The organism is Streptomyces sp. P3 (assembly GCF_003032475.1).
GTDB lineage: Bacteria > Actinomycetota > Actinomycetes > Streptomycetales > Streptomycetaceae > Streptomyces.
Map to the genome: position 1 here is coordinate 2,638,708 of NZ_CP028369.1, position 13,406 is coordinate 2,652,113.

Annotated in this window: 9 protein-coding genes; all 9 read left to right on the top strand. The window is 73.7% G+C overall.

Features of this window, described 5'->3' with window-relative positions:
* Positions 1-41 precede the first annotated feature (41 nt).
* The 9 genes from C6376_RS11925 (at position 42) to C6376_RS11960 (ending at position 13,404) form a co-directional block, all read left to right on the top strand.
* Positions 42-3,026 carry an FAD-binding and (Fe-S)-binding domain-containing protein gene (locus C6376_RS11925; protein WP_107443386.1) on the top strand — a complete coding sequence of 995 codons (2,985 nt, stop codon included), beginning with the start codon at positions 42-44 and terminating at the stop codon, positions 3,024-3,026.
* 86 nt (positions 3,027-3,112) lie between these two features.
* Positions 3,113-4,960, top strand: a complete 1,848-nt coding sequence (locus C6376_RS43785; RefSeq protein ID WP_159083196.1) for a hypothetical protein — start codon at positions 3,113-3,115, stop codon at positions 4,958-4,960.
* On the top strand, positions 4,957-6,147 hold the full coding sequence (locus C6376_RS11930) for a serine/threonine-protein kinase (protein WP_159083197.1): 1,191 nt from the start codon (positions 4,957-4,959) through the stop codon (positions 6,145-6,147). Before C6376_RS43785 ends, C6376_RS11930 begins: the two co-directional genes overlap by 4 nt.
* 174 nt (positions 6,148-6,321) lie before the next feature.
* The gene (locus C6376_RS11935) at positions 6,322-7,446 is read left to right on the top strand and encodes a peptidoglycan bridge formation glycyltransferase FemA/FemB family protein (RefSeq protein ID WP_107443388.1); all 1,125 of its coding nucleotides are present in this window, start codon (positions 6,322-6,324) and stop codon (positions 7,444-7,446) included.
* A 243-nt stretch (positions 7,447-7,689) separates the two neighbouring features.
* Positions 7,690-8,652: a DMT family transporter gene (locus C6376_RS11940; RefSeq protein ID WP_107443389.1), complete on the top strand. Its 963-nt coding sequence runs from the start codon at positions 7,690-7,692 to the stop codon at positions 8,650-8,652.
* A gap of 122 nt (positions 8,653-8,774) precedes the next feature.
* Positions 8,775-9,215, top strand: coding sequence for a hypothetical protein (locus C6376_RS11945; RefSeq protein WP_107443390.1), 441 nt, complete (start codon positions 8,775-8,777; stop codon positions 9,213-9,215).
* Between the two features lie 114 nt (positions 9,216-9,329).
* The gene (locus C6376_RS11950) at positions 9,330-10,124 is read left to right on the top strand and encodes a TIGR03084 family metal-binding protein (RefSeq protein WP_107443391.1); all 795 of its coding nucleotides are present in this window, start codon (positions 9,330-9,332) and stop codon (positions 10,122-10,124) included.
* A complete protein-coding gene (locus C6376_RS11955) occupies positions 10,121-11,809 on the top strand; it encodes an acyclic terpene utilization AtuA family protein (protein ID WP_107443392.1) in 1,689 nt (562 codons plus the stop codon). Before C6376_RS11950 ends, C6376_RS11955 begins: the two co-directional genes overlap by 4 nt.
* Positions 11,806-13,404 carry an acyl-CoA carboxylase subunit beta gene (locus tag C6376_RS11960; RefSeq protein WP_107443393.1) on the top strand — a complete coding sequence of 533 codons (1,599 nt, stop codon included), beginning with the start codon at positions 11,806-11,808 and terminating at the stop codon, positions 13,402-13,404. The genes C6376_RS11955 and C6376_RS11960 overlap by 4 nt, the downstream gene beginning before the upstream one ends.
* Positions 13,405-13,406: the final 2 nt, after the last annotated feature.

The following is a 13,406-nucleotide window of genomic DNA, read 5'->3' on the forward strand; positions in this document are numbered from 1 at the left end:
TGAGACGCGTTTTCGGCGCGCCGTTTTGGTTTGCTGGACGCATGACGGATCTCCAGGACCTCGAGGGTGAGCTGCGGCGGGTCGTCCGGGGGGACGTGGATTTCGGGGTGACGGCCCGGGCGCTGGTCACCATGGACGCGTCCAACTACCGGCGTGTCCCGCTCGGCGTCGTCGCGCCGCGGGACGCCGACGACGTGGCGGCCGTCCTCCAGGTGTGCCGGTCGCACGCGGTGCCGGTCGTCGCGCGCGGCGCGGGCACGTCCATCGCGGGGCAGGCGACGGGGGCGGGCGTGGTGCTGGACTTCACCCGGCACATGAACCGGCTGGTGTCGCTGGACGCGGGGGCTCGCACGGCCGTCGTGCAGCCGGGGCTGGTGCTCGACCGGCTGCAGGAGGCCGCGGCGCCGCACGGGCTGCGCTTCGGCCCCGACCCGTCCACGCACAGCCGGTGCACGCTCGGCGGGATGATCGGCAACAACGCGTGCGGGTCCCATTCGGTGGCCTGGGGGACCACGGCGGACAGCGTGCGCGAGCTGTCGGTGCTCACCGCGCGCGGGGACCGGCTGCGGCTCGGGCGGGGGTGGGCCGGGGCGCCGGACGGGCTGCGGGCCCTTGTCGAGGGGGACCTCGCGCGGCTGCGGACCGGATTCCCGGACCTGCCCCGCCGGATCTCCGGGTACGCCCTGGACGCGCTGCTGCCGGAGAACGGCGCGGACGTCGCCCGTTCGTTCTGCGGCTCCGAAGGCACCCTGGGCGTCCTGACGGAGGCGGTCGTCGCTCTCGTCGAGGCGCCACGCGCGCGCGGGCTCGCGGTGCTCGGGTACGCCGACGAGGGCGCCGCCGCCGAGGCCGCGGCCGGGCTGCTGCCGTTCGGGCCGCTGACGGTGGAGGGCATGGCGGCCGACCTGGTGCCGCCGGCGACGGCGGTCGCCCTGCCGCGGGGCGGTGCCTGGCTGTTCGTGGAGACCGGCGGAGGGTCGGCGGACGAGGCACACGCGCGTGCGCGGACGATCGTGCGCGCGGCGGACGCCCTGGACGCGCGCGTGGTGACGGACCCCGCCGGGCAGCGGGCGCTGTGGCGGGTACGGGAGGACGCCGCCGGCACGGCGACCCGGATGCCCGGCGGCGGCGAGGCATGGCCCGGCTGGGAGGACTGCGCGGTGCCGCCCGCCCGGCTCGGCGGCTATCTGCGCGACTTCCGCGGGCTGCTCGCGCGCCACGATCTGCGCGGCACGCCCTACGGGCACTTCGGGGACGGCTGCGTCCACGTCCGCATCGACTTCGATCTGTTGTCGAAGGCCGGTGTCGCCCGGTTCCGGCGGTTCTCGGAGGAGCTGGCGGAGCTGGTCGTGTCGCACGGCGGTTCGCTCTCCGGCGAGCACGGGGACGGGCAGGCGCGGGCCGAACTGCTGCCCCGGATGTACGGGGCGGAGCTCGTCGCGCTGTTCGAGCGGGCGAAGGGCGTGTGGGACCCGGACGACCTGCTCAACCCGGGGATGCTGGTGCGCCCCGCGCCCCTCGACGGCAACCTGCGCTTCTCCGTCCTGCCGCGCGAGCCGGTGGACGTGGCCTTCGGGTACCCGTCCGACGGCGGCGACTTCGCGGCGGCGGTGCGCCGGTGCGTGGGGGTCGCGAAGTGCCGTACGACGGCGGGGGCGACGGGACCCGCGGGGGCCGCGGGCGCGGCGGACGCGGCGGGGGTGATGTGCCCGTCGTTCCGGGCCACCGGACGCGAGGAGCACTCCACGCGCGGCCGGGCCCGGCTGCTGCACGAGATGCTGGCGGGCGAGCTGGTGACGGACGGCTGGCGTTCCACGGAGGTCCGGGACGCGCTGGACCTGTGCCTGTCCTGCAAGGGCTGCCGCTCGGACTGCCCGGTGGCAGTCGACATGGCCACCTACAAGGCGGAGTTCCTGCACCACCACTACGCGGGCCGCCGGCGCCCGGCCGCGCACTACAGCATGGGGCGGCTGCCGGTGTGGCTGCGGTGGGCGGCGCGGCTGCGGGCCGCGGCGGCCGTGAACGCGCTGGCGTCCGTGGGACCGCTGGCCCGGCTCGCGAAGCGGGCGGGCGGTATCGCGCCGGAACGGGCGCTCCCGCGGCTGGCGCGCGAGACGTTCGGCGTGTGGTGGCGCAGGAGGGAGACGGGGAGGACGGTGAGCGGGACAGGGAGCGGGACCGCCCCCGGGAGCCGGGAGCGCGGTGACCTGGTCGTCCTGTGGCCCGACACGTTCACCGAGCACCTCTCCCCGTCCGTGGGCCGGGCGGCCGTCCGGGTGCTGGAGGCGGCGGGGCTGCGGGTGGCGCTGCCGCCGACGCTGCGGATGCGGGGGCGGCCGGTGGGCGACGGCCGGTCCCGGAGCGCGGCCGCGCTGCTGACCGCCCGCCGGGGCCGGGTCTGCTGCGGGCTGACATACGTCTCGACCGGTCAGCTCGACCACGCGCGCGTGGTGCTGCGCCGTACGCTCGACCTGATGGGACCGGTGCTGGAGACGGCCGCCCCGGTCGTCGTCCTGGAGCCGAGCTGTGCGGCCGCCCTGCGCACCGACCTGCCCGAGCTGCTGCACGACGACCCGCGCGCGGCCCGCCTGGCGGCCCGTGTCCTCACGTTCGCGGAGACCCTGGAACGGCACGCCCCCGGCTGGGCCCCGCCCCGTCTGGACCGTCCGGCGGTCGGCCAGACCCACTGCCACCAGCACGCGGTGCTGGGCGACGCGGCCGACCGGCGGCTGCGCGCGGCCGCCGGTCTCACCGGCGACCTGAGCGGCGGCTGCTGCGGTCTGGCGGGCGACTTCGGCTTCACGGCCGGCCACTTCGAGGTGTCGACGGCCTGTGCGCAGGAACGGCTCCTGCCGTCCGTGCGGGCCGCCCCCGGGGACGCGCTGGTCCTGGCCGACGGCTACTCCTGCCGCACCCAACTGGAGCAGCTGGCGGGGGTGCGGGGCAGACACCTGGCAGAAGCTCTGGCGGAGGCACTGGAGGACGGGCCGGCCGAGGAGACCGCCGAGGACCCACGCAGCTGCTGAGCCGTCAACCCCCCGATGCGGCCTTGTGGCCCCTTCCGCCGGTGTCGCATCGTACCCAGCAGGCAGGTGACAGCTCTGGGGGTGGGGTGGACGACGACCACAAGCGCGCCGGGAACCAGGACGGCGTCGGCGGCAACGGACACGACAAGGACCCGAACCGGCAGAACGGCGCGAACAACGTCCCGGGAGGGAACGGTCGGGATCCCGAAGTGACGGAGAAACTGGGGGCGTTGGAGAGGAGGATGGCGGAGAGCCGTACCGAACTGCGTTCCCTCGGCGGTGCCGTGGAGAGCCTGGTAGGTCAACTCGGCGGCATGGAGACCAGGCTGGGAAACGTCACCGACGAGATGTCCTCCCTGCGCACGCACGTCACACGCGTCGAGGACGAAGTCCGTGGCGTCCGGGAGGATCTGCGTCGCATGGCCGTGAAGGTCGACGCACGGGCGGAACTCGCCAGGCTGTTGGATCTGCGGGAACGGCGCTTCGCGCAGCGCGACGGGGTCCGCGATCTGGCCCGCAGCCTGGTGGACGCGTTCACCAGGGAGACCTTGGACGACGGGCTGATCGACCGCGAGCTGATCAAGAGATGCGTGAGCGAGAAGCTCCTGTACGAGCGCAGGTTCTGGCTGGCTCCCGCCCTTGCGCACATCGCGGCGACGTGGGAGAGCCGGTCCGACATGAGCCACCTGGCGCGAGGCACGGCGATGCGGCTCAACAAGCACAGGACGTACCTGTTCGTCATCCTCATGGCGGCTCGCACGGGGGACCACCGGCAGGCGGGCAGCACGATGGACCCCTACCTGGACTCCATCGACCCGTCCCGGCTGACCCAGGACTTCCTGGTGGTGCTGGAGGCGATCGCGAACGAGGAACTCGGCCCGCAGGCCGAGAAGTACGCGGTGCGCAGAATGAACCGCTGGTACGCCGAGTCGCGGGCGGCGGCCGACGGAGAGGTCCGCGCGCAGGAGCGGCAGGAGCGCTGGCGGAAACAGATGTGGAGCAAGCGCGTGCCGCTGCGCGAGAAGGACTTCGCGGCGCTGCGCACCGTGTACCAGGGGGAGTGGCCCGCACTCGTGCGGGCGTACGAGCAGGCTGCGGTGGCGGAGGGCACCCTCGCCTACCTCGGCGCCGAGTTCTCCGAAAAGGCCGAACCCCGCGCCGACCTGCGCCACACCGACAGGGCGTTGGAGCACCTGATCAGCCGGCTCGAACCCGACGAGGCGGAGCTCCAGGCGAGGATCGACTGGCAGCAACTGCTCATCGACACGGGCGACGTCGAGGAGGCCGAACGTGAGCGAGAGCTGCGCCGGTCGGTGGACGCGCCGGTCATGACCTTCGAACAACTGCTGGACAACGCCGTGTTCAAGCCGAGCCACGTCGAACTGGGCACGGCGGCACGCAGGTTGGCCCTGCGGTGTGTGTGGCCGCAGATCGAGAGCGTGGCGACGGCGTTCGTCCGGGAGTCCCTGCGGGCGCGCCCGCAGCAGCTGACGATGGTGATAGACGACTGGCAGCACACCCTTCCCACCGACCCCCGCGCGCGCGTCGACGAGGGGCAGCTCCAGTCGGCGCTCGCCGCGAGCGTCGAGGAGGCGACCCGCCGCCGGGTCGAGCGCGTACGGCAGCGCTGGCCCCGGCCCGCCGCCGCGGTGGCGGGCGCGGGCGCCCTGGTGCTCGGTTTCGCCGCCGCGCAGGCCTGGCTGGTCGTGGCGGTTCTGGTGGCGGTGGGGTGGGGCGCCTACGAACTGGGATGGGTGCCCGCGGAGCAGCGCAGGCGGCAGGCCGCGGGAGTGGAGCGCAGCCGGGAGGTGGCGCAGCTGCTGCGGCAGGCCCTGGACCAGCGCCGGCAGCTGTTCGACCGGTGGGAGTGGTACGGGGAGCGGCTCACCGTGCTCACCGACTGGCTGCCGTCCCGCGAGGAGCGGTCGCCGTGAGGGAGGGGCAGGTGCTCGGCGGCCGGTACGTGCTGGAGAGGCTCGTCGAGCGGGGCGGTATGGGCGAGGTGTGGCGTGGCCACGACCCCGACCTGGATCGGACGGTGGCGGTGAAGGCGCTGCCGCTGGATCGCATCGAGCTCCGGGGCGGCACCGAAACGGCTGCGAAGACCCGGCGTCTGCGCATCGACTTCTTCGAACGTGAGGCACGTGCGATGGCCCGGATCGACAGCCCGCGCGTGGCGGTCGTGCACGATCTGGGCCGTGAGGGTGACGTCCTGTTCCTCGTCATGGAGTTCATCGACGGCATCTCGCTCGCGGGGGTCATCGGTGAGGGGGTGCAGCTGACGCTGGAGCAGGTCGTGCGCTGGACGGTGCAGATCTGTGAGGGGCTGGCGGCGGCCCATGGGTGCGGAGTGATCCACCGGGACGTCAAGCCCGCCAACATCATGATCACGAAGGACGGCGACGCCAAGGTCGTCGACTTCGGGATCGCTCGCTTCCAGGACGCGACCCGCTCCCGCAGCGGCTTCGGCACCCTCCTCTACACCGCGCCCGAGCGTTTCGACCGGGAGGGGGAGGAGACGTACCGGGTCGATCTGTACTCGCTGGGCTGCGTCCTGCACGAGATGCTCACCCTGAAGCCCCCCTTCGGCCGGGCCGACTCCTCGGACGCCTATCTCGTCCATCAGCACCTGCACAGGCCGCCGCCCCCGCCGAGCGAGTCCCGCGCCGGGATCTCCCCGGATCTCGACCGGCTCGTGCTGAGACTGCTCGACAAGGTGCCGACGCGGCGGCCCGAGAGCGCCGAGGAGGTGGCCCGGACCATCGAGCGGGTGATCCTGCACGATCCTCGTGCGGTCGTCCGGGCCGACGTGGTCCGCGACTCGGGCGGCGGGCGGCCGCACGTGAACACGGCGTACGTGGAGCAGATCCGTCGCAACGAACGCCGGATCCGGGAGCTCCACGAGTGGGAGGACTGGATGTCGGACGTCGTCCTCGAAGCCCGGGCGCAGCAGGCCGAGCTGACGGGTGAGTCCGGCGACGCCCGCGGAGCCGCCGCCCTGTACCAGAGCCTGGGCGACGACTGTGCCCGCGGGCTCGGCTGGGAGCACGCCCGGGTGAAGCTGGCCTACGTGGCGGCGGCGCGCTGGACCGACCTGATCGACGACGAACCGGAGCTGTGACACCGTCCCGGCGGGACACGGAGGTTCCGCGGGCCCGAGGTCCCGGGAAGCACCGCGGGTGACCTCCTAGGGTGGCCGCACACCGTCGGACGGCGGGTGGGAAGGCTGCCTCGGCGGTCGGGCGAACGGCCGTCCGAACGGCTGTCCGAGCGGTCATGCGAAGGAGCCCCGCGTATGAGTCTGTGTGTCCGGTCCATCAGCCGCGACGAGCACCTGGCGTTCGTCGCGGGTCGTCCGTCGGTCAGCCATATGCAGGTCCCGTCGTGGGGCGACGTGAAGCCGGACTGGCGGGCCGAGAGCCTGGGGTGGACCGACAAGACGGGCGTGCTCGTGGGGGCCGGGCTGGTGCTGCTGCGGCCGTTGCCGAGGCTGCGCAGGTACCTGGCGTATCTGCCCGAGGGTCCGGTCGTCGACTGGCACGCGCCGGATCTCGCCGAGCGCTGGCTGGCGCCGATGCTCGCGCATCTGAGGAAGCGGGGGGCGTTCTCGGTGAAGATGGGTCCGCCCGTCGTCGTGCGGCGCTGGAGCGCCGACGCCGTGAAGGCGGCCATCGCCGATCCGGACGCCCACCGGCTGGGGGACGCCGAGCCGACCTCGTACGACCAGGGCGCCCAGGACGTCGCCGACCGGCTGCGCCGGGCCGGCTGGCGGCCGGCCGGGCGGGGCGGCGAGGAGGGTTTCGCGGCCGGCCAGCCGCGCCACGTCTTCCAGGTGCCGTTCGCGGGGCGTTCGCTGGACGACGTCCACAGCGGCCTGAACCAGCAGTGGCGGCGCAACATCAAGAAGGCCGAGAACGCGGGCGTGAAGGTGGTCCGGGGCGGGGCGGAGGACCTGCCGGCGTTCTACGGGCTGTACACCGAGACCGCCGAGCGCGACCGTTTCGTCCCGCGCCCGCTGTCCTACTTCCAGCGGATGTGGGACGCGCTGAACGCCGAGCATCCCGACCGTATGCGGCTCTACCTCGCGTACCACGACGGCGAGGTACTCGCCGCGGCCACCATGGTGACCGTCGGCGAGCACGTCTGGTACTCCTACGGCGCCTCCACCGTCCGCAGACGCGAGGTCCAGCCCGGCAACGCCATGCAGTGGCGCATGATGACGGACGCCCACGAGCAGGGTGCGGCCGTCTACGACCTGCGGGGGATCACCGACACGCTGGACGAGTCCGACCATCTGCTCGGTCTGCTCCGCTTCAAGGTGGGCACGGGCGGCCAGGCCGTCGAGTACCTGGGGGAGTGGGACTTCCCCCTCAACAAGGTGCTGCACGCGGCGCTGAACCTGTACCTGGCCCGCCGCTAGAACCCGCCCCGTCGCGCGCCCCCCGCCCCCGGCGCCCGGCCTTCCGCCCTGGCGCGCCCCCGGCCGCCCGGCCTCGCCCTCGGCTCCCACCCCTGTTTTCCCTCCCGGCCCGCGGCGTCTCGTAGCCTGAGACAGAGGCAAAAAGGGTTCACACACCTGTCGGGGTCCATTAATCTGGACTCGGCAGTGCAGCACGATGAACACGCCGAGTCGAAGACACCGAGCCGAACACCTGGACCGCCCGTGACCGCCCCCGACGCAGCCGCCGCCACCGTCCCAGCCGCCTCGCCGCCGCCCTCCGGCGCCCCGGCGGCAGGCCCGGGCCGGTTCGGCTCCCTCGGTCCCGTCGGACTGGTGCTCGCCGGCGGGATCTCGGTGCAGTTCGGCGGCGCGCTCGCGGTGACGCTGATGCCGAGGGCGGGCGCCCTGGGCGTGGTGGCCCTGCGGCTGCTGGTGGCCGCCGTGGTGCTGCTGGTCGTCTGTCGGCCGCGGCTGCGCGGCCACTCGCGCGCCGACTGGGGCACGGTCGTCGTCTTCGGCGTCACGATGGCCGCGATGAACGGCCTGTTCTACCAGGCGCTGGACCGCATCCCGCTGGGCCCGGCGGTCACGCTCGAGGTCCTCGGTCCGCTGGCCCTCTCCGTCGTCGCCTCGCGCCGCGCGCTGAACCTGGTGTGGGCCGCGCTGGCCCTCATGGGCGTGTTCCTGCTCAGTGGCGGCGGTGGCGGTCACGGCGGTGGCTTCGGCGCGCTCGACCCGGCGGGCGTCGCGTTCGCGCTGGGGGCCGGCGCGATGTGGGCGGCGTACATCGTCTTCAGCGCCCGCACCGGCCGGCGGTTCCCGCAGGCGGACGGGCTCGCCCTGGCGATGGCGGTGGGCGCGCTGCTCTTCCTCCCGCTGGGGCTCGTCGAGTCGGGCGCGAAGCTCGCCGACCCGGTCACGCTGGGCCTGGGCGCGGGGGTGGCCATGCTGTCCTCGGTCCTGCCCTACACCCTCGAACTGCTCGCCCTGCGCCGCATGCCCGCGTCCACGTTCGCGATCCTGATGAGTCTGGAGCCGGCCATCGCCGCGACCGCGGGATTCCTCATCCTCGACCAGGCCCTGACCACGGTCCAGGCGGCCGCGATCGCCCTGGTCGTGGCGGCGAGCATGGGTGCGGTGCGGACCCAGGTCGGGCGGCGCAGGGCAGTCGCTCCGGAGGCCTGAGCGAAGGCCTGAGCGACAGGCGTGACCGTGGGCGCACGGCACGGGCGGGCGTTGGGCAAGGCTTGACGGCGGCTTGACGCGGGCCTGGTGGAGGTCTTCGGCGTGGGTGGCAGCATGCGCCCATGAGCACGTTCTACGAGTACTTCAGCGCCCCCGACGACGAGGCGGCGTTCACCGAACTGTTCTGGCGGCAGGTCGAGAAGCGCCCCCTGTCGCCCCTGTCCGTGAAGGGCCTCGGCCCCTATGTCGAACTGGGCCAGGGGCAGAGCCTGCTCACCGGTGTGCCGTACGACGAGATCGTCCGGCTGCCGCGCTTCTGCCGGTTCCTCACCGACGAGGCGTCGGAGCAGGCGCTGGTGACCGTGACCGACGAGCTGCGGGACGCCGTCGCGACGGCGACGCCCGACCGCTTCCGCGAGGTCGCCGAGCCCTGGTCGCGCATCGAGGAGTTCTCGCCCGGCTGGTACCCGGAGGACCTGGTCGCGTTCCTGACGGATCTGGCGGAGGTGGCCGTCCCGGCGCGCGCCGCGGGGCACCACCTCTACTGCGAGTTCTCCATGTGATCCCGTTGCGCGTTCTCCGCGCGGCGACGTCACGGAACGGCCGGGGTGCGGCCGGCCCATAAATTCATGCAAGCATGCTTGATTGTTTTCGGGGCCGCTGCCATGCTCCACCCCATGGCCGACCCCACCCCCGTGCTCGACGACCTCCGTGCCGAAAGCGACGAACTCGACGGCCTGGTGGCCGGATCGGGAACGGAGCAGTGGGCGCTGCCGACGCCCGCCCCCGGCTGGACCGTCGCGCACCAGATCGCGCATCTCGCCTGGACCGACCGTTCCTCCGTGCTGGCCGTGACCGACCGGGACGCCTTCGCCCGTGAGGTCGAGAAGGCGCTGGCCGCACCCGGCGACTTCGTGGACAACGGTGCCGAGGAGGGGGCCGCGCAGCCGCCCGGGCAGCTCCTCGCGGACTGGCGGGCCGGGCGCGCCGCCCTGCAGACGGCGTTGCGCGCCGCGCCCTCAGGAGCGCGCTTCCCCTGGTACGGGCCGCCGATGGCCGCCGCCTCGATGGCCACCGCACGGCTCATGGAGACCTGGGCCCACGGCCTGGACGTGGCGGACGCGCTCGGCGTGGAGCCCGTGCCCACCGACCGGCTGCGCCACATCGTGCGTCTCGGCGTGCGCACCCGTGACTTCGCGTTCGGTGTGCACGGGCTGCCCACGCCCTTCGAGGAGTTCCGCGTGGAACTGCGCAGCCCCTCGGGGCAGTTGTGGACATACGGTCCCGAGGACGCCGACGACCGGGTCACCGGCTCCGCCTTCGACTTCTGCCTCCTGGTGACCCAGCGCGCCCACCGCGCCGACCTCGCTCTGCGCGCCGAGGGCGCCGACGCCGACCGCTGGCTGGACGTCGCCCAGGCCTTCGCGGGGCCGCCCGGCGGCGGCCGTCCGCCGAAGGGCACGGCCCCGTGAGCGTGCTGCGCGTGGGCAACGCCTCCGGCTTCTACGGCGACCGCTTCGACGCCCTGCGCGAGATGCTCACCGGCGGCGAGCTGGACGTCGTCACCGGCGACTACCTCGCCGAGCTGACCATGCTGATCCTGGGCCGCGACCGGCTGAAGGATCCCGCCGCCGGATACGCCCGCACCTTCCTGCGACAGCTCGAGGAGTGCCTCGGCCTCGCCCACGAGCGCGGGGTGCGGATCGTCGCCAACGCCGGCGGCCTCAACCCGGCCGGGCTCGCCGACGCCGTGCGGGAGACGGCGGACCGGCTCGGCATCCCGGTGCGCGTCGCGCACGTCGAGGGCGACGACGTCGGCTCCAGGTGGCCCGGCAGCCTCACCGCCCACGCCTACCTCGGCGGCTTCGGCATCGCCGCCTGTCTGCGCGAGGGCGCGGACGTCGTGGTCACCGGGCGGGTCACCGACGCGGCCCTGGTCACCGGTCCCGCGGCCGCCCGTTTCGGCTGGGGGCCGCGGGAGTACGACCGCCTCGCGGGCGCGGTCGTCGCCGGACACGTCCTGGAGTGCGGGACGCAGGCGACGGGCGGCAACTACGCGTTCTTCGCCGACGCCGGCCGTGACCTGCGCCGGCCCGGCTTCCCGCTCGCCGAGATCCACGAGGACGGCAGCTGCGTCATCACCAAGCACCCCGGCACGGGCGGCTTCGTCGACGTCGGCACGGTGACCGCCCAACTGCTGTACGAGACGGGCGGCGCCCGGTACGCCGGCCCCGACGTCACCGCCCGGCTGGACACCGTGCGGCTCACCCAGGACGGCCCGGACCGGGTGCGGATCGACGGCGTGCGCGGCGAGGCCCCGCCACCGGCCCTCAAAGTCGGCCGCACCCGCCTCGGCGGCTTCCGCAACGAGGTCGTCTTCGTGCTCACCGGCCTCGACATCGAGGCCAAGGCGGCCTTGGCGCGCCGGCAGATGACCGACGCGCTCGCCAAGTCGTGCCCGGCGGAGGTCCGCTGGGAACTCGTGCGCACCGACCGGCCCGACGCCGACACCGAGGAGACCGCGAGCGCGCTGCTGCGCCTCGTCGTGCGCGACCCCGAACAGGCCCTCGTCGGGCGGGCGTTGAGCGGGGCGGCCGTCGAGCTGGCGCTGGCCGGCTACCCCGGCTTCCATCTGCTCGCACCACCCGGCAAGGGCTCCCCGTACGGCGTGTTCGAGGCCTCGTCCGTCCCGCAGGGGGACGTCGAGCACGTCGCCGTCCTGCACGACGGCCGCCGACTGACCGTCCCCGCGCCACCGGCCGACGCCACCCGCCCGCTCGAGGCGGCGCCGGAACCCGCCCTGCCCGAGCCGCTGCCGCCCGGCCCCGTGCGGCGCGCGCCCCTCGGGCTGGTCGCCGGCGCCCGCAGCGGCGACAAGGGCGGCGACGCCAACGTCGGCGTCTGGGCACGGACGGACGACGCCTGGCGCTGGCTCGCCCACGAGCTGACGACGGACCGGCTGCGCGAACTCCTCCCCGAGTGCCGCACCCTGACCGTCACCCGGCACGTCCTGCCCCGGCTGCGCGCCCTGAACTTCGTCGTCGAGGGCGTCCTCGGCGCCGGCGTGGCCTCCCAGCACCGCTTCGACCCGCAGGCCAAGGCGCTCGGCGAATGGCTGCGCTCCCGCTGTCTGGACATCCCGGAGGCCCTCCTTTGACGGTCATCACGTCCGCCCTGGACACCCACGGCCCCGACTACCGCGCCCACCGCGAGGCGATGCTCGGCAAGCTGGCCGGTCTCGACGCCGAGCACGCGAAGGCGCTGGCCGGAGGCGGCGAGAAGTACGTCGCCCGGCACCGCGCGCGCGGCAAGCTCCTCGCCCGGGAGCGCATCGAGCTGCTCCTCGACCCCGACACGCCGTTCCTGGAACTGTCGCCGCTGGCCGCCTGGGGCAGCGACCACGCCGTCGGCGCGTCCCTGGTGACCGGCATCGGCGTCGTCGAGGGCGTGGAGTGCCTGATCACCGCCAACGACCCGACCGTGCGGGGCGGCGCCAGCAACCCCTGGTCGCTGAAGAAGGCCCTGCGGGCCAACGACATCGCACTCGCCAACCGGCTGCCCTGCATCAGCCTGGTCGAGTCGGGCGGCGCCGACCTGCCGTCCCAGAAGGAGATCTTCATCCCGGGCGGGGCCGTCTTCCGCGACCTGACCCGGCTCTCCGCCGCCGGCATCCCGACCGTCGCCGTGGTCTTCGGCAACTCGACCGCGGGCGGCGCGTACGTCCCCGGCATGTCCGACCACGTGATCATGGTCAAGGAGCGGGCGAAGGTGTTCCTCGGCGGGCCGCCCCTGGTGAAGATGGCCACCGGGGAGGAAAGCGACGACGAGTCCCTGGGCGGCGCGGAGATGCACGCGCGCGTGTCCGGCCTCGCCGACCACTTCGCCGTCGACGAGCGGGACGCGCTGCGCCAGGCGCGCCGCGTGGTGGCCCGTCTCAACCACCGCAAGGCGCACCGGGACCCCGGCCCGGCCGTCCCTCCCCGGTACGACGAGGACGAACTCCTGGGCATCGTCCCCGGGGACCTGCGCACCCCCTTCGACCCGCGCGAGGTCATCGCCCGGATCGTCGACGGCTCCGACTTCGACGAGTTCAAGCCGCTGTACGGGACGAGCCTGGTCACCGGCTGGGCGACCCTGCACGGCTACCCCGTCGGCATCCTGGCGAACGCCCAGGGCGTCCTGTTCAGCGCCGAGTCGCAGAAGGCCGCCCAGTTCGTCCAGCTCGCCAACCAGCGCGACATCCCGCTGCTCTTCCTGCACAACACCACCGGCTACATGGTCGGCAGGGAGTACGAGCAGGGCGGCATCATCAAGCACGGCTCGATGATGATCAACGCGGTCTCCAACTCGAGGGTCCCGCACCTGTCGGTGCTCATGGGCGCGTCGTACGGCGCCGGCCACTACGGCATGTGCGGACGCGCCTACGACCCCCGTTTCCTGTTCGCCTGGCCGAGCGCGAAGTCGGCGGTGATGGGCCCGCAGCAGCTCGCCGGGGTCCTGTCGATCGTCGCCCGGCAGTCGGCGGCCGCGAAGGGCCACCCCTACGACGAGGACGCCGACGCCGCCCTGCGCGCCATGGTGGAGCAGCAGATCGAGTCCGAGTCGCTGCCCATGTTCCTGTCGGGGCGGTTGTACGACGACGGCGTCATCGATCCGCGCGACACCCGCACCGTCCTCGGTCTGTGCCTGTCGGCCGTGCACACGGCCCCGTACGAGGGCGCCCGCGGCGGCTTCGGCGTCTTCCGGATGTGAGG